Origin of the sequence: Nocardioides sambongensis, assembly GCF_006494815.1 — a bacterium.
Lineage (GTDB): Bacteria > Actinomycetota > Actinomycetes > Propionibacteriales > Nocardioidaceae > Nocardioides > Nocardioides sambongensis.
In genome coordinates this window covers 4,055,684-4,073,961 of the sequence record NZ_CP041091.1, presented here as the reverse complement: position 1 = coordinate 4,073,961, position 18,278 = coordinate 4,055,684, and the positions used below count along the sequence as shown (strand labels likewise).

13 protein-coding genes are annotated in these 18,278 nt (G+C 73.7%); 4 read left to right on the top strand and 9 right to left on the bottom strand.

Features of this window, described 5'->3' with window-relative positions; genetic code table 11:
- Nucleotides 1-47: 47 nt before the first annotated feature.
- The 7 genes from FIV43_RS18945 to FIV43_RS18920 form a co-directional block, all read right to left on the bottom strand.
- A complete protein-coding gene (locus FIV43_RS18945) occupies nt 48-1,121 on the bottom strand; it encodes a hydroxyacid-oxoacid transhydrogenase (protein ID WP_456237744.1) in 1,074 nt (357 codons plus the stop codon).
- A 10-nt stretch (nt 1,122-1,131) separates the two neighbouring features.
- Nucleotides 1,132-2,004, bottom strand: coding sequence for an NUDIX hydrolase (locus FIV43_RS18940; RefSeq protein ID WP_231123534.1), 873 nt, complete (start codon nt 2,002-2,004; stop codon nt 1,132-1,134).
- 115 nt (nt 2,005-2,119) lie between these two features.
- The gene (locus FIV43_RS23355) at nt 2,120-2,686 is read right to left on the bottom strand and encodes a geranylgeranyl reductase family protein (protein ID WP_269204039.1); all 567 of its coding nucleotides are present in this window, start codon (nt 2,684-2,686) and stop codon (nt 2,120-2,122) included.
- Nucleotides 2,683-3,384: an FAD-dependent monooxygenase gene (locus FIV43_RS23350; RefSeq protein WP_269204038.1), complete on the bottom strand. Its 702-nt coding sequence runs from the start codon at nt 3,382-3,384 to the stop codon at nt 2,683-2,685. The genes FIV43_RS23355 and FIV43_RS23350 overlap by 4 nt, the downstream gene beginning before the upstream one ends.
- A gap of 45 nt (nt 3,385-3,429) precedes the next feature.
- Nucleotides 3,430-4,836 (bottom strand): hypothetical protein, encoded by a 1,407-nt coding sequence (locus FIV43_RS18930; RefSeq protein ID WP_141015378.1) that lies wholly within the window; start codon nt 4,834-4,836, stop codon nt 3,430-3,432.
- A complete protein-coding gene (locus tag FIV43_RS18925) occupies nt 4,833-5,693 on the bottom strand; it encodes an ABC transporter permease (protein ID WP_196780886.1) in 861 nt (286 codons plus the stop codon). The genes FIV43_RS18930 and FIV43_RS18925 overlap by 4 nt, the downstream gene beginning before the upstream one ends.
- Nucleotides 5,690-6,664 carry an ATP-binding cassette domain-containing protein gene (locus FIV43_RS18920; RefSeq protein WP_407938914.1) on the bottom strand — a complete coding sequence of 325 codons (975 nt, stop codon included), beginning with the start codon at nt 6,662-6,664 and terminating at the stop codon, nt 5,690-5,692. Before FIV43_RS18920 ends, FIV43_RS18925 begins: the two co-directional genes overlap by 4 nt.
- 128 nt (nt 6,665-6,792) lie before the next feature.
- On the opposite strand from FIV43_RS18920, the gene FIV43_RS18915 reads away from it, so the two are divergent.
- Nucleotides 6,793-8,040, top strand: a complete 1,248-nt coding sequence (locus FIV43_RS18915) for a glycosyltransferase (protein WP_141015376.1) — start codon at nt 6,793-6,795, stop codon at nt 8,038-8,040.
- A gap of 24 nt (nt 8,041-8,064) precedes the next feature.
- Here the strand turns inward: FIV43_RS18915 and FIV43_RS18910 are convergent, their stop codons facing one another.
- Nucleotides 8,065-9,447, bottom strand: a complete 1,383-nt coding sequence (locus FIV43_RS18910; RefSeq protein WP_141015375.1) for a hypothetical protein — start codon at nt 9,445-9,447, stop codon at nt 8,065-8,067.
- Nucleotides 9,448-9,702: 255 nt separating this feature from the next.
- On the opposite strand from FIV43_RS18910, the gene FIV43_RS18905 reads away from it, so the two are divergent.
- Genes FIV43_RS18905 through FIV43_RS18895 form a run of 3 tightly spaced genes read left to right on the top strand, consistent with a single transcriptional unit; the run spans nt 9,703 to nt 13,980 of the window.
- Entirely contained in the window at nt 9,703-11,151 is a 1,449-nt protein-coding gene (locus tag FIV43_RS18905; protein WP_181407588.1) for a condensation domain-containing protein, read from the top strand.
- A complete protein-coding gene (locus FIV43_RS18900) occupies nt 11,148-12,662 on the top strand; it encodes a condensation domain-containing protein (RefSeq protein ID WP_141015373.1) in 1,515 nt (504 codons plus the stop codon). Before FIV43_RS18905 ends, FIV43_RS18900 begins: the two co-directional genes overlap by 4 nt.
- On the top strand, nt 12,643-13,980 hold the full coding sequence (locus FIV43_RS18895; protein ID WP_141015372.1) for a condensation domain-containing protein: 1,338 nt from the start codon (nt 12,643-12,645) through the stop codon (nt 13,978-13,980). Before FIV43_RS18900 ends, FIV43_RS18895 begins: the two co-directional genes overlap by 20 nt.
- 395 nt (nt 13,981-14,375) lie before the next feature.
- On the opposite strand, the gene FIV43_RS18890 is transcribed toward FIV43_RS18895, so the two are convergent.
- Nucleotides 14,376-18,236: a DNA-directed RNA polymerase subunit beta' gene (locus FIV43_RS18890; RefSeq protein ID WP_141015371.1), complete on the bottom strand. Its 3,861-nt coding sequence runs from the start codon at nt 18,234-18,236 to the stop codon at nt 14,376-14,378.
- Nucleotides 18,237-18,278 lie beyond the last annotated feature (42 nt).

Genomic DNA, 18,278 nt, shown 5'->3' with positions numbered 1-18,278 from the left:
CTCCGCGTCGTGCCCGGTCGCCGCGGGGTCGAGCAGCCGGGCGGCGGTCAGGTGCCGCTCGGGGCGGCGTCGAAGGTGAACCGGAAGGCGGCCGGCGCGGTCAGCGCCACCGCCATCCCGTGCGGCACGATCGGCTCGGCGCCGGCGGCCACCTCGACCGCCTCGCCGTGCTCGTGGTCGGGGTAGCCGGCCGGCCGGAAGTCCCGCACCCGTCCGGCGATCGGGTAGGCACAGGCGTGCGGGATGTGCACGCCGGCGTTGCCGAAGCCGAGGCCGGCGAAGGTGGCGGCGAGCGCCATCTGCTCGGCAGCGGCCGGGTCCTCGCCGCGGACCGCGTCGCGGAAGGCTCCGGCGAGCAGCCCCAGGGCACGCTCGGACCAGAGGTCGGCGATCGGGTTGGAGCCGCAGTAGGGCACCCGCTGCTCGGGGCGCTTGGCCGGGTAGTCGGCGTACCAGCGGGCGGTGTAGCTCTCCAGCGCGTGGCAGAGGATGTCCATCCCGGCCGCCGCGGTGACGCCGCCGGGCTGGGTGGCCGAGAGTGCCGGGTCGACCACCGCCATCCGGGGCCGCAGCGCCGCGTGGCTGATGCCGGTCTTCACCTTCAGCGCCAGCACGTCCATCACGCAGATGGTGGTGGACTCGCTCCCGGTGCCGGTGGTGGTCGGCACCGCCACCAGCGGGAGCACCGGCTGCTCGGGAGCCCGGGCCTTGCCGACCGGCGCGTTCACGTAGTCCATCAGCTCGCCGGGGTTGGTGACCAGCAGCGCGACCGCCTTCGCGGTGTCGATCGCGGAGCCGCCGCCGACCGCCACCACCGCGTCGAAGGGACCCTCGGCGCGGGCGAACCCGACCGCCTCGATCAGGCTCTGGTCGGTCGGCTCGACCCGGGCCCGGTCGAAGACCGTCACCGCGATCTCGTACGACGCCAGCCCCTCGGCCACGCGGGCGGCATGTCCGACCGCGGCGACGCCGGGGTCGGTGACGAGCAGGACGCGTCGGGCGCCCCACCCGCGGACGTCGTACCCGATCTCGGCGGCGGCGCCGCGACCGAACTTCAGGGCCGGCGCGGCATAGGTGAAGACGGTCTCGGGCGGGCTCGAGGAAGGCGTGTGCTGGCTCACGCCGGTCACGTTAAACGCCGATCGCGGCGATTGCAGCGTGTACCAGCCCGTAGACCTTTATCGATCCAGAGGCGATGTCGGCCAGCGGGATCCAGGCGGCCAGGTCGGTGGTCCCGCCGGTCTCGACGACCCTCGGTTCCCCCGGTCCGACGGTGGCGCGGTAGATGATCCCGATCGCGTGGAAGTCCTCCTCGCGACCGTTCGGGGCGGTCCCCACGAAGTGATGGTCGACCACGGTGAGCAGACTGCCGACCGTCCCTTCCAGACCGCACTCCTCGGCGAGCTCGCGCACCACGGTGTCGGTGGGCGACTCGCCGTGGTCGATGCCGCCGCCGGGCAGGTGCCAGGTGCCGGGGTTGGGCGCGAGGTCGGAGGTGCGGGTGAGCAGGATCTGGTCGTCGCGGACCACGCAGGCGTAGGCGGCCGGCCGCTGGCGCTGCCGGATCCGGTACGCCGCGAGCGCCTCGGTGACCAGCGACGCGGTCGGGACGGTGCCGTCGAGCACCTCGGCCAACGGCTTCCAGGCGGCCTCGGCGGTGGACCCGTCGACCTCGACCACGTGCGGCTCCGGCGCGTCCGCGGGCACCCAGCCCTCGTAGACGATCCGGATCGAGTGGGCGTCGACACGCCGGCCGCGGCGCCAGGCGTCGTCGAGGTGCAGCGAGAAGATCCGCGCGGTCTCGCCGACGGTCACCGCCAGCCCGGTCTCCTCGGCGACCTCGCGGACCACCGCGTCCGCCGGGTCCTCGCCGTGCTCGACGCCACCGCCCGGCAGCGACCACAGCTCGTTGCGGGTGACCCGCCGGGAGAGCCGGGAGAGCAGGATCATCTCGCCGCGCACGATCACGGCGTAGGCGGCCACCCGCTGCACCTGCTGCGTCACGCTGTCCCCTTCCGGTCCACCTGCCACCCTACGGACCCGCTGTCGAGTGGTTCGGTGGGGACGGTCGGGCGGATCGGTCGAGCTGATCGGTCGAGCTGATCGGTCGAGCCGGCGGTCAGGAGAACGGGGGGCGGGCGTCCCGCGCGATCGAACGGCGCCCGGCCCAGCGCCAGACCCGGGCCGCGCGGTCACGGTCCTCGTCGGTGACCAGGTTGCCCATCCACCGCAGCGCCAGCGTCATCAGCAGGTCCGAGCGCATCCCCACCGGGCCGAGGGCGGGGAGCACCCGCGGCACGGTCACCAGGCCGGCCAGTCGCCGCGCGATCGAGAACGACTCTCCGTAGTGGTCGCGCAGCAGCGCCGGCCACACCACCGACAGGTCGGCGTCCGGGGTCTCCTCGAGCAGCTCGACGAGCAGCCGCCCGGTCTCCAGACCGTAGTCGATGCCCTCTCCGTTGAGCGGGTTCACGCAGGCGGCGGCATCCCCGATCAGCGCCCAGTTGCGGCCGGCCACACCGGAGACCGCGCCCCCCATCGGCAGCAGCGCCGAGGCGGGCATCCGCAGCTCCTCGCCGAGGCCGAACCGGTCCCGGTGCTGGTCGGCGTAGAGCGACATCAGCGGCTTGATCGCCACGTCGGCGGGGCGCTTCGCGGTGGCCAGGGTGCCGACGCCGAGGTTCATCCCCCGACGTCCGCGCCGAGCGGGAAGAGCCAGCCGTAGCCGGAGAGCACCTCGTCCGACGGTCCGCGCAGCTCCAGGTGCGAGCTGATCCACGGGTCGTCGGCCATCGAGGAGGAGACGTAGGAACGCCCGGCCACGCCGTAGACGGTGTCGCGGTGCCACTCCCGACCCAGCACCTTGCCCAGCGGGGACCGTACGCCGTCCGCCACGACCAGCCGTTCGCAGCCGATCTCCACGCGCTCCCCACCGCGTCCGCCGATCTCCAGCACCACCGCGGCCACCCGGTCGCCCTCGACCCGGGCGTCGACCGCGCGGGCGTCGTCGACCGCGGTCGCGCCGGCCTTGACCGCGCCTGTGCGCAGGTGGTCGTCGAGCTCGGTACGGGCGATCGCGCTGCCCCACTCCGGGAGGTGGCCGCCGGGCCAGGGCAGGTGCAGCGTCTGCCCGAACCCGTGCGCCCGCAGGCCCTGGTTGACCGTGTGCGACCGCACCCAGTCACGCAGGCCGAGCCGCTCGAGCTCGCCGATCGCGCGCGGGGTCAACCCGTCGCCGCAGGTCTTGTCGCGCGGGAAGACCGCCGCGTCGGCCAGCACCACGTCGCGGCCGTGCCGGGCCGCCCAGGTCGCCGCTCCGGATCCGGCGGGGCCGGCCCCGACGACCAGGACGTCGGTGCGGCGCGGCAGGGCGGCGGTGCTCATGGCGTCATCCTCTCAGCCCGCACCCGGCGCCCACCGGCCAGTCCGTCACCAGAACCGCGGCTCCAACCCCCACCGCCGGTACACGGTCGCGACGTCGTGGCGCAGAGTCGCCGCGTCCGGCCAGTGGTCCGGGTCCATCCCGAGCAGGCCGAGGGTGACCTCCGGCCCGTGCTCGTTCCACCACGCGGTGACGCCACCGCGACGGCTGCGCATCATGTCCGGGGTGACGTCCTGGGTCACCGACCGCATCAGCACCGCGCTCGCCGGGACCCCCAGCGGCGCCCGGAACGGAGCCGGGAGCCGGCCCAGGTTCGAGCACAGGCACAGCGGGACGGCGGACCCGCCGGCCAGGCGTCGTACCAGGCCGTCGGGGAGGAGCTGGACCAGCGGCTTCAACGGCTCGAGCGGGTCGGTCCGGGTGCCGGCGGCCAGACCGGCGAACGCCTCCTTGGACCGGGCGCGGATGTGCGCCAGGTCCCGGACCCGTCCGACGCCGTCGACGTTCGCGGTGTCGACCACGATCGACACCCCGGTGGTGGCGTTGCTGCGCAGGTCGCCGGGCTCGCGGGTGTCCACCGGCAGGGCGACCTTGAGCGACGCACCGGGCGGCACCCGGCGTGCCGTGGTGAGCACCTCGGTCACCAGCGCGACCAGCAGCGTGTTCGCCGAGCCTCCGTGCTCGGCGGCGACCCGGTGCCAGGCCGCGGCGTCGGAGGTGACCGCGACGGTCGACGGCCGGTAGGTCCGGGCGCCCTGCCCGCCGCGGGCGGGCTGGGCGGCCTGCCGGTCCGAGGTGAGCACGTCGGGGTCGAGCGGCGAGGGCCGGTGCTGCCGCACCCGGCGCAGGCCGCCCAGGGCCTCCCGGGTGAGGTGCAGCGCGTCGCGCAGGTCGTCGCGGCGACGTACCTGGACGCCGTCGCGGGGCAGCACCCGTTGCGCCGCCCCCTCGGCGGCGGCGATGACGGTGGCGAGCACCGACCCGCCGTCGCAGACCTCGTGCCCGGCGACCACCGACAGCAGCGTCTCCCCGGCCACGGTGCGGGCCACCGTCATCTCCCAGGTGGGTCCGAGCACCGGGTCGAGCCGGACCGCGGCCCGTGCCTCGCCCCACTCCAGGACCCGGTCGTCGGGCACCGGGGCGTGCTCCACCCGCAGCGGGGACGCCACCCCCCGCACCCAGCGCGGGCGTGCACCGGGCACCCGGCCGGCGACCGCCAGCCGGTTCCACGGGCCGGCGGCGAGACCGCGGTGGAACGCGTCGATCCGCTCCGCGGGCACCTCCCCGGGGATGCGCCACAGGATCTGGTTGACCACCGGCATCGCCAGCACCCGCCGCGCCCGCAGGAAGAGGTCGTCGTCGTAGGTCAGCCGGTTCTCCCGGGCGTGGTCGACGGGGAGCCGCCATCGGGTCTCCCGCCGGGAGCGGGCGGCGCGGGCATCGGTGGCGGTCATCGGGCCTCCCGGACGTAGGCGCGGACGGTCATCGGCGCGGCGACCAGCAGCACCAGGCCGGCGCCCACCAGGGACCGGGCGACGGCGCTGGCCGCCGGCTCCCCGGCGGCGAGGTCGCGGACCGCGGTGATCATCTGGCTGAGCGGGTTCACCTCGGCGATCCGCTCCATCCACCCGGGCATCGAGGCCGGTGGCACCAGCGCGTTGGACATGAACGAGAGCGGCATCAGCACCAGCATCGAGACGCCCTGCACGGCCTGCGCCGACCTCATCACCACGCCGAGGTAGGCGAAGACCCAGCTGATCGCGAAGGCGCAGGAGACCACCAGCGCGCAGCCGAGGAGCAGGCCGCGCGGGTCCGCGGGCCGGTAGCCGAGGGCGAGGCCCACCGCGACCGTCATCGCGGTCGCGATCAGGTAGCGGACCACGTCGGCCAGCAGCGAGCCGGCCAGCGGCGCCACCCGGGCGATCGGCAGGGTGCGGAACCGGTCGAAGACCCCGCGGTCCATGTCGTCGCGCAGCTGCACCCCGGTCACCACCGAGGCGGTGACGGCGATCTGCACCATCACGCCGGGCACCAGCTCGGGCAGGTAGCCCGTCACGCTGCCCGCGACGGCACCGCCGAAGACGCCGGCGAACATCACCGTGGCCACCACCGGCAGGAGCAGTACGTCGAAGAGCCGCTGCGGGTCGTGCCTGATCAGCAGCAGGCCGCGGCGGGCCAGGGTGAGCGACTGGACCACGGCGGTCAGCGGGCGGCGCCGGGTCGCCCGGCGACGGGTCGACCGGCGACGCCGGGCGTGGGAGCCGGCGGTCGCCGGACGCACCGGGGCGGCCCGGCCCACGGCGGTGCTCACGCCGGCTCCCGCGCGGCGGTCGTCCCGAGCGTGCCGGCCGTCGAGGATCTCCGGGGCGTCGGAGACGTCCGGGGCGGCCCGGTCAGGTGGAAGAAGACCTCGTCCAGGTCGGGGCGCCGGATCCCGATCTCGTCGATCTCGATGCCCGCCGCCCCGGCCCGCACCTGGACGGTGTGCAGCAGGGAGAGCCCGGCGACCGGGGCGGTGAGCCGGCGTCCGTCAGGCGCGACGCCCACCTCCCCCTCGGCGACGTCGGCCAGCAGGGCGCACATCCGCGGCGCGTCCGCCGGACGTCGTACGGCGAGCTGCAGGGTGAGACCGCCGACCGACCGCTTCAGCCCGTCCGGGGTGTCGTCGGCGACGACCCGGCCCCGGTCCACCACGCAGACCCGGGACGCCAGCTGGTCGGCCTCCTCCAGATACTGCGTGGTCAGCAGGACAGTGGTGCCCCGGTCGGTCAGCGCCCGCACCGTCTCCCAGGTCTCCTGCCTTGTGCGCGGGTCGAGACCGGTGGTGGGCTCGTCGAGGAAGACCAGCGGCGGCCGCGCGATCAGGCTGGCGGCGATGTCGAGCCGACGGCGCATCCCGCCGGAGTAGGTCCGCACCGGGCGGTGCGCGGCCTCGGTGAGCGAGAAGTCCTCGAGCAGCTCGCCCGCCCGGCTCCGGGTCGCCCGACGGGAGAGCCCGAGCAGCCGGGCGAAGAGGAGCAGGTTCTCCCACCCGGTCAGTGCGTCGTCCACCGAGGCGTGCTGGCCGGTGACCGCGATCAGCGAGCGCACCCTCGTCGGGTCGGCAGCCACGTCGACGCCGAGCACCCGCACCCGCCCCTCGTCGGGCCGCAGCAGTGTCGAGAGCACCCGGACCAGCGTGGTCTTCCCCGCGCCGTTCGGGCCCAGGACGGCGAAGACGCCGCCGGCCGGGACGCTCAGGTCGATGCCGTCCAGGGCGCGCTGCCCACCGAAGCTCTTCACCAGCCCGGAGACCTCGATCGCGGCGGCGTGCCGGTTCACGTCGCCGCCCCGGTCCTGGCACGGTGCCCTACCTTGTGGGCCATGCTGACTCCTCGGGAAGTCCTGGTCGTCCTCCCCGGAGCGCTCCGGTGAGGGCGGTCTTCGCACTGGTCGGCAGCCGCGGCGACGTCCAGCCCGGGTTGGTCGCGGCGCAGGCACTGACCCGGCGGGGTCACGACGTACGGGTGGGGGTGGCGCCGAACCTGGTCGACGCCGCCGCCGGCCTGGGGCTCCCGGTGACGCCGCTGGGGGTGGACAGCCGCGCGCTGCTCGCCTCCGACCTGGTCCGCCGCGAGATGCGCTCGGCCGACCCGCGACGCCGGCTGCGGGCGCTGCGGTCGGTCGCGGTCCACGGCTGGTCCGAGCTGCGCGACGGGCTTCTCCCGCTCGCCGCGGACGCCGACCTGGTCGTCACCGGGCTGCTCGGCCAGGAGGTCGGTGCCGCCGTCGCGGAGCGTCTCGCCTGCGGCTTCGCCGCGCTGCACTACGCCCCGGTCCGTGCCAACGACGTGGTCCGGCTGCTGCCGGGGCCGGGCGGGCCCCGGGTGACCCAGGCGAGCTGGCGGCTCGGCGAGCGGGTGCGGTGGGGCCTGACCCGGGCCGGTGAGAACGAGCAGCGTGCCGCGCTCGGGCTGCCGCCCGCGGTGGTGGACCTGCCGCAGCGGATGCGGGAGCGTGGCGCGCTGGAGATCCAGGCCTACGACCCGCTGCTGGTCGACCCGCTGCCCGAGCGGTGGGGTGCGCGACGACCGTTCGTCGGATACCTGCGCCCCGCGGGCGCCAGCGGCACCGAGGGCACCGACCTCGGCGACCCGGACCCCGAGCTCGACGCCGCCCTGGAGCGCGGCGCCGTGCACGTGGGGTTCGGCAGCATGCCGGTGCCGGACCCGGCCGGCCTGGTCGCCCTGCTCGACCGGGTGGCGGCCGAGCTGGACACCACCATCGTGTGGGGCGCCGGGTGGAGCGAGCTGCCCGCGGCCACCGGCGAGCGGGTGCTGGTCCGCCGCGAGCTCGACCACGCCGCGGTGCTGCCGCGGTGCCGCGCCAGCGTCCACCACGGTGGCGCCGGGACCGTCGGCGCGGCCCTGCAGGCCGGGGTCGGTCAGGTCGTCTGCTGGTGGAGTGCGGACCAGCCGATGTGGGCCCGGCGGATCGAGTCGGCCGGGATCGGCTGCGGGATGCCGTTCGCGCGGCTGGACGCGGCGCGGCTGACCAGGGCGCTGCGGATCGCGTCGGGCGGGCAGGTCGCCGACCGAGCCCGCGGCCTGGCCCGTCGGTCGATCAGCCCCCGGGACGCGGCGCGCGGGGCGGCCGAGGCGCTGGAGCGGGCCTGCTGACCTCGGGTCCGGTGCCGGCACGGCTCACCACACCCGCAGCCGGAGGTCATGACCGTCGGCCTGCCAGGTGGCGAGCTCCGCGCTGACCAGGTCCGTCAGCACCGCGCCGTCGCGCACCGCGAACGGATCGCAGGCGACCACGGTGAGGGCCAACCGGTCGCCGGTCCGGACCAGGAAGAGCACCAGGCCGCCGCCGCTGGCGGCCGCCTCGGCGACATCGAGGCCCTGCTGGTGGGCCACCGCGAACACCGCCTCGGCGCGGACCCCGCCCAGCGTGGCGAACCCGTCCGGCAGAGCGCCCACGTTCGAGGCGAGCGCGGCGGCCGCGGGCGGCGGGGGCAACCGCCGGACGACCGCGTCGGGGAGCATCTGGACCAGGGCGAGCGGCACCGGCTCCCGAGCCTCGCCCAGGGCGGCGTAGGCCGCCTTGCAGCTGTCCCGGACCGCGTCCAGCCGACGCCGCGACGACTGCTGCGGGGTGACCAGGACCCGGGCGATCCGGGTGGCGTTACCGCGCAGGTCGTCGCCGGCACGGGTGCTCACCGGCAGCGCGACGGGGACATCGGTGTCGGTGTGGCGTCCGGTCCGTCGCACCAGGCCGGCGGTGAGCGCGACGAACCAGGCGTTCACCGTCCCACCGCGTGCCGCCGCCATCTCCTCCACCGCGGTGGCGTCCAACTCGGCGACCACCCACGACGGACGCCAGTCGCCGGAGTCCGGCGGCAGGTCGCGCGTCGGTGCGACGGGATCGGCGGGCGCGACCTCCGCGTCGGCGGGGCGCACCGCCGCCCGGGCCCGGTCGACCACTCGGTCCGTCACCCAGCCGGCGATCTCCCGGCCCTGCCCGACCGCGTCCCGCAGGTCCGGTACGACGTCGCGCAGCCGCGCCACCACCTGCACCCCGCGGGCGCCACCTGTCCGGCCGGACGCGGCGGGCAGACCCAGCGGCGCCGACCACGAGGCGGCGCGCACGATGGCGTCGACCATCGCGCCACCGTCCGCGGCGGCGTGGGCGACCACGAGCGAGACCAGCGTCCCGCCCGCGGCCGTCGGCGCGGTGGCCAGGCGCCAGGCCGGGCCGGCGGCCGGGTCCAGGTCGACGGCGGCGACCCGGTCGATCCAGCCGCGGACCCCGTCCCCGGCGAGCGGCCGCTCCCGGTGGGCGATGGGCGGCACGGTCGGGTCGCCGTACCAGCGTCCGCGGGCGCCGGGCAGCATCGCCGGCACCGCCCGCCGGCCCAGGCTCCCCCGGGCCAGCGCGACGGCGAAGCGCTCGACCGCCCCGGTCGGCAGTGCCGTCCCGAACCGCCACACGAACTGGTTGACCACCGGGCTGCCGAGCCCCCGGTGACGCCTCAGGAACATGTCGTCAGCAAAGGTCTGACGCACTTCGAACGTGCTGCTCATGGGTCACTCCCCGATGAGTGGATGCCTGCAGACGGCATGCGAAATCAGACGGCACCCCGATGTGTCGCCCCTCCCTGGACCCGCGAGTCAAGCCACTGCGACGAATGCCTGTCCACCCCTGGCGATACGTGATCTTGATCTCACAAATGGTTGACGTAACCCCCTGTCGCACTCGCCTCGGGTCCCGCCATGATGGCCGATGGAGGGAATGGGACAGCAGCGCTGCTGTGCCGAGATGTCTGCTCGGGAGGCAGCATGGAATACACGGAGTTCTCGGCGTACCCGATCACGGGTGGCGCCCTCACGACCTGGGCACCGACGGCCCTGCAGGGCGCCTGGCGCCCGGACGATCGCGAGCTGTCGTTCGACCACGAGGCCCACCTCGCCGACGAGGGTGACGGGTCCTGGATCGGGGCGGTGATGCGGGTGCCGATGCCCTACGACGAGGGCGCGGTCCGCCGCACGCTGCGCGCCTGGACCGCCCGGCACGAGGTGCTCCGCACGACGGTGCGGGCCGCGGAGGACGGCGGCTGGCACCGCGAGACGTGCCGCCCCGAGGACGTCGACGTGACGGTGCTCGATCGCGCCGCGCTCGACCGCGACGGCGTGCTGGACCGGCTCCTCGACACCTTCGCCCGGGTCCGCCCGACGGCCTGGCCGCACGTCCTCTTCGCCACGGTCCGGCCCGACGGGGCGACCGATTCCGAGGGGTTCCACCTCGCGTTCGGCGCCGACCACAGCGTGATGGACGCCTACTCCCAGCTGCTGTGGTTCGACGAGATGGTCGTGCTCTACCGACGTGCGCTGGCCGGGGACACCGATCGCGAGCTGGCGCAGGTGGACGTGGGCAGCCACGTCGACTTCGCCGCCTTCGACCGGCGCCTGGGCCAGCTGGTCACCGAGCACGACGCGGCGGTCGAGGTGTGGTCCCGGTTCCTGGATCGCGCCACCGCCGACCGCACGGCCACGGACCCCTCCCCCGGCCCCGCGTTCCCGCGCTACCCCGACCCGGTCCTGGCGGCGCGAGCCGATACGGCTGCCGCGCACCAGCAGTCCTTCTCGGTGCCGGTGCTCGACGCCGCCGACACCGCCCAGCTCAACGGCTGGGCCCGCTCCCTCGGGACCGGGCTGCAGTCGGTGGCGCTGGCCGGGCTCGCCCGGGCGGTCCAGCGGCAGACCGGTGCCGACGAGCTCGACCTGGTGCTGCCGATGCACACCCGGCACGAGCCGCGCTACGCCGGCGCGGTCGGCTGGTACGTCGGGCTCAGCCCGCTGCACCTGGACCTGGCCGACGACGCGTCGCTGACCGACCTGGTGCGTCGTACCCACCACGCGGTGAACGCGGTCAAGCACCTCGCGACCCGGCCGTTCGCACGGATCGGCCAGCTCCTCGAGGTCGAGGACGTGCCCCGCTTCGTGGTCTCCTACGTCGACGTCCGCCACGTCCCCGGAGCCGGGAGCTGGCACTCCTGGCAGGCCAGGACGCTGCGCAGCGCCGCACCGGACGCCGACGAGGTCTACTTCTGGATCATCCGCGACGAGGACGGGATCAACGTCTCCGCACGCTGTCCCGCCGGTGAGCGCGCGGCCGCACGGATGGAGCAGCTGATGGCCGACTACCAGCAGGTCCTGGCGCAGGCCGCCGGACGGGCGCGCGGGACCACCGGACTGGAGCGGGGCGACGACGCCCGGGTGCCGGCATGAGGCTGGGTCCGCTCGCCGACTGGCGCCCGGCGCCGGGACGGGTCTGGGAGGTGCGGCCGACCCCGGCGACCCGGGCAGCCGTCGCGGCCTCCCCGGTCTCCCCCGGCGCCCCGTCGTTCCTGCAGGGGGACCACCTCGGCGCCTTCGCCGCGCTCCGCGACGCCGGCGGCACCCACCTGGCCTGGACCGGGGTCGCGTCGGTGGTGCGCGGCCCGTTCGACGGCGCCCGCTGGTGCCGCGCGCTCGGCACCTTCCTCGCCGACCACGAGGGGCAGCGCACCTGGTTCGACCTGGCCACCGACGCGCCACCGGTACGACGCCTGCTGCCGGCCGCCGCCGTGACCGCCCCCGATGCCTTCGAGCTGGTCGAGGTGGACCTCGGCCCCGGCTCCGGGGCCGGCGCCGACTTCGCCGACCGCCTGCAGGACTGGATCGCGGCCACCTTCCCCGACCGCTGCCGACCCGACGCCTGGCCGGCGTTCGGGCTGGTGGTGGTCGAGCAGGCGGACCGCTTCGAGTTCATCTGGTGCTGTGACCACGCCTTCACCGACGCCGCCTCCCAGCTGATGCTCAGCGCCGAGCTCCCGGAGCGGTACGACGCCCTCGGCCGCGCCGGCGTCCCCGACCCGACGATCGTCGCGCCGCCCGACGCGCGCGGCTCGTTCCTCGGTCATGCCGCGGACGAGCGGGACCGGGCGTCGACGTACGGCCCGCGCTCCCCCGAGGTCGCGCGCTGGCGCGAGGCGGTCGTCACGCACGGGGGCCTGCCGCACTTCCCGCTGGACCTCGGCCTGGCGCCCGGCGAGTCCGCACCGGTCCGGGTCCTCGAGCTGGACCTGGTCGACGGCGAGGACCTGGTCAGCCTGGAGAAGCAGGCGAAGGCGCGCGGCGCGCGGGTACCCAGCGCCGTCGTCGCCGCCTGCGCGGTCACCGAGCTGCGGCTGACCGGGCGGGACCGTTATCTCGGGGTCACCGTGATGGGCACCCGCGACCGGGAGCACGCCCAGACCCAGGGCTGGCTGTGCAACTTCGCGCCGCTGATGGTCGATCTGCGCGGGCTCGACCGGCTCGGTGCCGTGCTGCCGCGGGCCGAGGCCGCTTTCAACGAGGCGCGGGACCTGGCCCGGATGCCGGTGCACGCCGCCCTCGGCATCCTGCTGGCCGAGGGCACCCTGTCGCCGGAGTCGCTCGGCAGCCCGCAGCTGCTGTCGTACCTGGACCTGCGCTGGTTCCCCGGCGCCCGCGGGAGCGGGGCCGGCGCGACCGGTTACCAGGAGGGCCTGCACTTCACGGCCGAGGGCCGCACCCGCAACGCCTCCTCGTGGTTCAACCGGGACCGGGACCGTCTCTACGTGGACGTCCAGACGCCGGACACACCGGAGGCCGTGGCCAGCGTGCGGCAGTACTTCGGCCAGGTGCGCTCGCTGCTGCTGTCGCTGGCCCAGATGGGTGACGCCTGGGTCGGCGTCGGCGCTCCGCCGGCGCGGCTGCATGCGGCTCACGCCGGCTGAGGAGTGGGGGCTGCCGCCGGGCCGGCTGCACACGGTGCGGCCGGTCGGGAGCGGACCGCCCCCCTTCCCCACGCCGCTCTCGGTCAACCAGCGCAACCACGTTGCCGGCGTCGGCCACGGTCAGCCGTCGGTCTGGCTGGCCTTCTCCTGCCAGGTGCCGGGTGGCGTCGACGCCGCTCGGCTGGAGCGGGTGGCCGCGCACCTGGTCCGTCGCCACTCGGCGCTGCAGATGTCGGCGGTGGTCGGCGCGTCCGGGCCGACCGGGCGCCGCCACCACCCGGCCGACATCCGCTTCCGACGCTCCGTCGCGCCGGTGGCCTCGGGAGCGGAGGCGACCGTCGGCGTCCGCGCGCACCTCGACGCCGCGTGCCACCCGGTCGTCGGCGCCCCGGCGTTCGGGCTGGCCGCGATCGAGCAGGCCCACGGCCGGTCGACGGTGGTCGCCGGCTTCGACCACCTGCACGTCGACGCACTCTCGTTGCCGGTGCTGCTCCAGGACGTGGTGGCCGCGCTCGGTGTCGGCCCGCCGCACCGGCGGGCCCAGGTCGCGCCGGCGGGCTGCTTCGCCTCGCGGGCCCGGGAGTGGGCCTCAGCCGCACCGATCCCGTCCGACGATCCCCGGCTGCGTCGCTGGCACCACCTGCTGGACCTGACCGGCGACCGTCTGCCGGGCTTCCCCTTCGACCTCGGCCTGGCGCCCGGCGAACGGGCTCCGCAGTCCACCACCACCCACGACCTCGCCGACGCGGCGACCACCCGGCGGCTCGGGGATGCTGCCCGTCGACACGGGGCCAGTACGGCGGCGGCCTGCCTGGCGACGTTCGGCACGATGCTGCGAGCCTGGGGTGGTCCCGCCACGCTGCCGCTGCTGGTGCCGGTGCAGACCCGCACCCCCGCGGACGGCGACGCGGTCGGATGGTTCACCACGACCGTCCCGGTCGTGCTCGGTCCGTCCGAGAACGGGGTCTCACCGCGATCCGCCGCGGCCGCGCTGGCCGCCGGCGTGCAGACCGCCGAGCTGCCGCTGGACCAGGTGCTCGCCTCGCTCCCCCGCCCGCTGCGGCGGGAACGGGCCGACGTCTTCATGCTCTCCTACGTCGACTACCGCCGACTGCCGGGTCACGACCTGTCCCGGCGCCTCGGTGCCCGACACGTCTCGTCACCGACCACCTGCGACGACGTACAGATCTGGGTGGCGCGGACCGACGACGGCCTGCACGCCCGGGTGCGCTCCCCCGGCACCCCGACCGCCACCCGGCTGCTCCCGGCGCTGGTGCAGTCGTGGACGGAGGAGATCGCCGCCCTCGCCGCCACCTAGGCAACGGCAGCGTGGCGCGAGCGAAGCCATCGACATCGCTCGCGCCCCCAACCCCCACCCGTCTGCCACCGGCGAGAAGGCGACCTTCTCGCCGCGCAGACGCCGCAGGCCGCCAGGAAACCTGGCGGCCTGCAAACGTCAACCGCGAGCGCGGCAGCGTGGCGCGAGCGAAGCGAGCGACATCGCTCGCGCCCCTAACCCCACCCGTCTGCCACCGGCGAGAACGAGAGCCGCCGAGCGCAGGAAGCGACGAAGGAGCGACCGGAGCGAGAAGGCGACCTTCTCGCCGCGCAGACGCCGCAGGCCGCCAGGAAACCTGGCGGCCTGCAAACGTCAACCGCGAGCGCGGCAGCGTGGCGCGAGCGAAGCGAGCGACATCGCTCGCGCCATCCAACTCAGTTCTGGTACGTCCCGAAGTCGAAGTCGTCCAGGGCGACCGCCTGACCGGAGTTGCCGAACTCGTAGTCGTAGGCCTCGTAGCCGGTGACGGCGTAGGCGGCCTGGCGGGCCTCCTCGGTGGGCTCGACGCGGATGTTGCGGTAGCGCTCCAGGCCGGTACCGGCCGGGATGAGCTTTCCGATGATCACGTTCTCCTTCAGGCCACGGAGGCTGTCGGAGCGGCCGTTGATCGCGGCGTCGGTGAGCACCCGGGTGGTCTCCTGGAAGGAGGCCGCGGAGAGCCACGACTCGGTCGCGAGCGACGCCTTGGTGATGCCCATCAGCTCCGGACGACCCGAGGCCGGCTTGGCGCCCTCGGAGACGACCCGACGGTTCTCCTCCTCGAAGCGGACCCGGTCGACCAGGTCCGAGGGGAGCAGGTTGGTCTCACCCGACTCGAGCACCGTGATCCGGCGCAGCATCTGCCGCACGATGATCTCGATGTGCTTGTCGTGGATCGACACACCCTGGCTGCGGTACACCTCCTGCACCTGGTCCACCAGGTGCTGCTGCGTCCGGCGGACACCGAGGATGCGGAGCACCTCCTTGGGGTCCTCCGTACCGGCGGTCAGCTTGTCGCCCACCGCGACCCGGTCGCCGTCGGCGACCAGCAGGCGGGAGCGGCGCGAGACAACGTACTCGATGACGTCGCTGCCGTCGTCGGGGGTGACCAGGACCTTGCGGGCCTTGTCGGTCTCCTCGATCTCCACGCGGCCGGCGGCCTCGGAGATCGGCGAGACACCCTTGGGGGTGCGGGCCTCGAAGAGCTCGACCACGCGGGGCAGACCCTGCGTGATGTCGTCCGCGGAGGCCACACCACCGGTGTGGAAGGTACGCATCGTCAGCTGCGTGCCGGGCTCACCGATGGACTGCGCGGCGATGATGCCGACCGCCTCACCGATGTCGACCAGCTTGCCGGTGGCCAGCGAGCGGCCGTAGCACTTCGCGCAGGTACCGGTGCGTGCCTCGCAGGTCAGCACGGAGCGGACCTTGACCTCGGCGATGCCCGCCTCGATCAGCTCGGCGATCTTGACGTCACCGAGGTCGTCGCCGGCGCCGGCGAGCACCTCACCCGTGGTCGGGTGGGTGATCTCCACGGCGGCCGCCCGGGCGTACGCCGCGGTCTCGGCGTTCTCGTGCTTGATCACGGTGCCGTCCTCGAGGACCTCACCGATGATCTTCGGCAGTCCACGCTCGGTGCCGCAGTCGTCCTCACGGATGATCACGTCCTGCGAGACGTCCACCAGACGGCGGGTCAGGTAGCCCGAGTCGGCGGTCCGCAGCGCGGTGTCGGCCAGACCCTTGCGAGCACCGTGGGTGGAGATGAAGTACTCCAGGACCGAGAGGCCCTCACGGAAGTTCGCCTTGATCGGGCGCGGGATGATCTCGCCCTTCGGGTTGGCCACCAGACCACGCATGGCGCCGACCTGACGGATCTGGTTGAAGTTACCCGAGGCGCCCGAGTAGACCTGCATGTAGATCGGGTTCGCCGGCTGGGCCTTGAAGGCCTCCTCCATGGCGTCACCGACCTTCTTGCCGGCCTCGGTCCAGATCTCGATGAGTTCCTGGCGGCGCTCGTCGTCGGTGACCAGACCGCGCTCGAACTGCTTCTGGATCTTCGCGGCCTTGGCCTCGAACTCGGCCAGGATCTCGACCTTGTCCTCCGGGGTGGTGACGTCCGCGATGGAGACGGTCACGCCCGAGCGGGTGGCCCAGTGGAAGCCGGTGTCCTTCAGCGCGTCCAGCGACGCGGCGACCTCGACCTTGCCGTAGCGCTCGGCGAGGTCGTTGACGATCGCACCGAGCTGCTTCTTGCCCACTTCGTAGTTCACGAACGGGTAGTCGGCGGGCAGGGTGTCGTTGAACAGCGCACGGCCCAGCGTGGTCTCAAGCTGGATCGGCTGGCCGGGCTCGATGCCCTCGACGACGGCGTCGTCGAACCGGATCTTGACCGCGCTCTGCAGCGTGATCTCGTTGCGGTCGTAGGCCATGATCGCCTCGGCCGGCGACGAGAACACCCGGCCCTCGCCGACCGAGCCGGGACGCTCGGTGGTGAGGAAGAAGAGGCCGATGATCATGTCCTGGGTCGGCATGGTGACCGGACGACCGTCGGACGGCTTCAGGATGTTGTTCGTCGACAGCATCAGGACCCGGGCCTCGGCCTGGGCCTCGGCGGACAGCGGCAGGTGGACCGCCATCTGGTCACCGTCGAAGTCGGCGTTGAACGCGGTGCAGACCAGGGGGTGGATCTGGATGGCCTTGCCCTCGATCAGCTGCGGCTCGAAGGCCTGGATGCCGAGGCGGTGCAGCGTGGGCGCACGGTTCAGCAGCACCGGGTGCTCGGTGATGACCTCTTCGAGGACGTCCCACACGACCGGGCGGGCGCGCTCGACCATCCGCTTGGCGGACTTGATGTTCTGCGCGTGCGAGAGGTCGACGAGACGCTTCATCACGAAGGGCTTGAACAGCTCCAGCGCCATCTGCTTGGGCAGACCGCACTGGTGCAGCTTCAGCTGCGGACCCGACACGATGACCGAACGGCCCGAGTAGTCCACGCGCTTGCCGAGCAGGTTCTGACGGAAGCGACCCTGCTTGCCCTTGAGCATGTCGGACAGCGACTTCAGCGGCCGGTTGCCCGGACCGGTGACGGGACGACCGCGGCGGCCGTTGTCGAACAGCGAGTCGACGGCCTCCTGGAGCATCCGCTTCTCGTTGTTGACGATGATCTCCGGCGCACCGAGGTCGAGCAGGCGCTTGAGCCGGTTGTTCCGGTTGATCACGCGGCGGTACAGGTCGTTCAGGTCGGAGGTCGCGAAGCGGCCACCGTCGAGCTGCACCATCGGACGCAGGTCCGGCGGGATGACCGGGACGGCGTCGAGCACCATGCCCTGCGGCTTGTTGCCGGTCTTGCGGAAGGCGTCGACGACCTTGAGGCGCTTGAGCGCGCGGACCTTGCGCTGGCCCTTGCCGGTGGCGATGGTCTCGCGCAGGGACTCGACCTCGGCCTCGATGTCGAAGCCCTCCAGGCGCTTCTGGATCGCGGTCGCGCCCATGTGGCCCTCGAAGTACTTGCCGAACCAGGACTTCATCTCCCGGTAGAGCACCTCGTCGCCCATCAGGTCCTGGATCTTCAGGTTCTTGAAGGTGTCCCAGACCTCCTCGAGGCGGGCCAGCTCGTTCTCGCTGCGCTTGCGGACCTGCGCCATCTCGCGCTCGGCGCCGTCCTTGACCTTGCGCTTGGCGTCGGACTTGGCGCCCTCGGCCTCCAGTGCGGCGAGGTCGTTCTCGAGCTTCTGGGTGCGGTCGTTGATCGCGGTCGCCAGGCGGTCCTCGATCAGCTTGCGCTGCTGCCCGATCTTGGCCTCGAGCGAGGACAGGTCGCGGTGACGAGCCTCCTCGTCGACGCCGGTGATCATGTAGGCGGCGAAGTAGATGACCTTCTCCAGGTCCTTCGGCGCCAGGTCGAGCAGGTAGCCGAGGCGGCTCGGGACACCCTTGAAGTACCAGATGTGGGTGACCGGGGCGGCGAGCTCGATGTGGCCCATCCGCTCACGACGCACCTTGGAGCGGGTCACCTCGACGCCGCAGCGCTCGCAGATGATGCCCTTGAAGCGCACCCGCTTGTACTTGCCGCAGTAGCACTCCCAGTCCCGGGTGGGACCGAAGATCTTCTCGCAGAAGAGGCCGTCACGCTCGGGCTTCAGCGTGCGGTAGTTGATGGTTTCCGGCTTCTTGACCTCGCCGTGGCTCCACGTGCGGATGTCCTCCGCGGTGGCCAGGCCGATCTGAAGCTGGTCGAAGAAGTTAACGTCAAGCACGGGGCTGTGAGTCCTTCGTTAGTTCTTTGAAAGGTGAGGCTG

Bases quoted from the DNA above. Each gene is read 5' to 3' on its own strand.
- FIV43_RS18905 (WP_181407588.1), top strand. From the start codon at position 9,703: ATGGAATACACGGAGTTCTCGGCGTACCCGATCACGGGTGGCGCCCTC.
- FIV43_RS18910 (WP_141015375.1), bottom strand. From the start codon at position 9,447: ATGAGCAGCACGTTCGAAGTGCGTCAGACCTTTGCTGACGACATGTTC.
- FIV43_RS23350 (WP_269204038.1), bottom strand. From the start codon at position 3,384: ATGAGCACCGCCGCCCTGCCGCGCCGCACCGACGTCCTGGTCGTCGGG.
- FIV43_RS18895 (WP_141015372.1), top strand. From the start codon at position 12,643: ATGCGGCTCACGCCGGCTGAGGAGTGGGGGCTGCCGCCGGGCCGGCTG.
- FIV43_RS18930 (WP_141015378.1), bottom strand. From the start codon at position 4,836: ATGACCGCCACCGATGCCCGCGCCGCCCGCTCCCGGCGGGAGACCCGA.
- FIV43_RS23355 (WP_269204039.1), bottom strand. From the start codon at position 2,686: ATGAACCTCGGCGTCGGCACCCTGGCCACCGCGAAGCGCCCCGCCGAC.
- FIV43_RS18900 (WP_141015373.1), top strand. From the start codon at position 11,148: ATGAGGCTGGGTCCGCTCGCCGACTGGCGCCCGGCGCCGGGACGGGTC.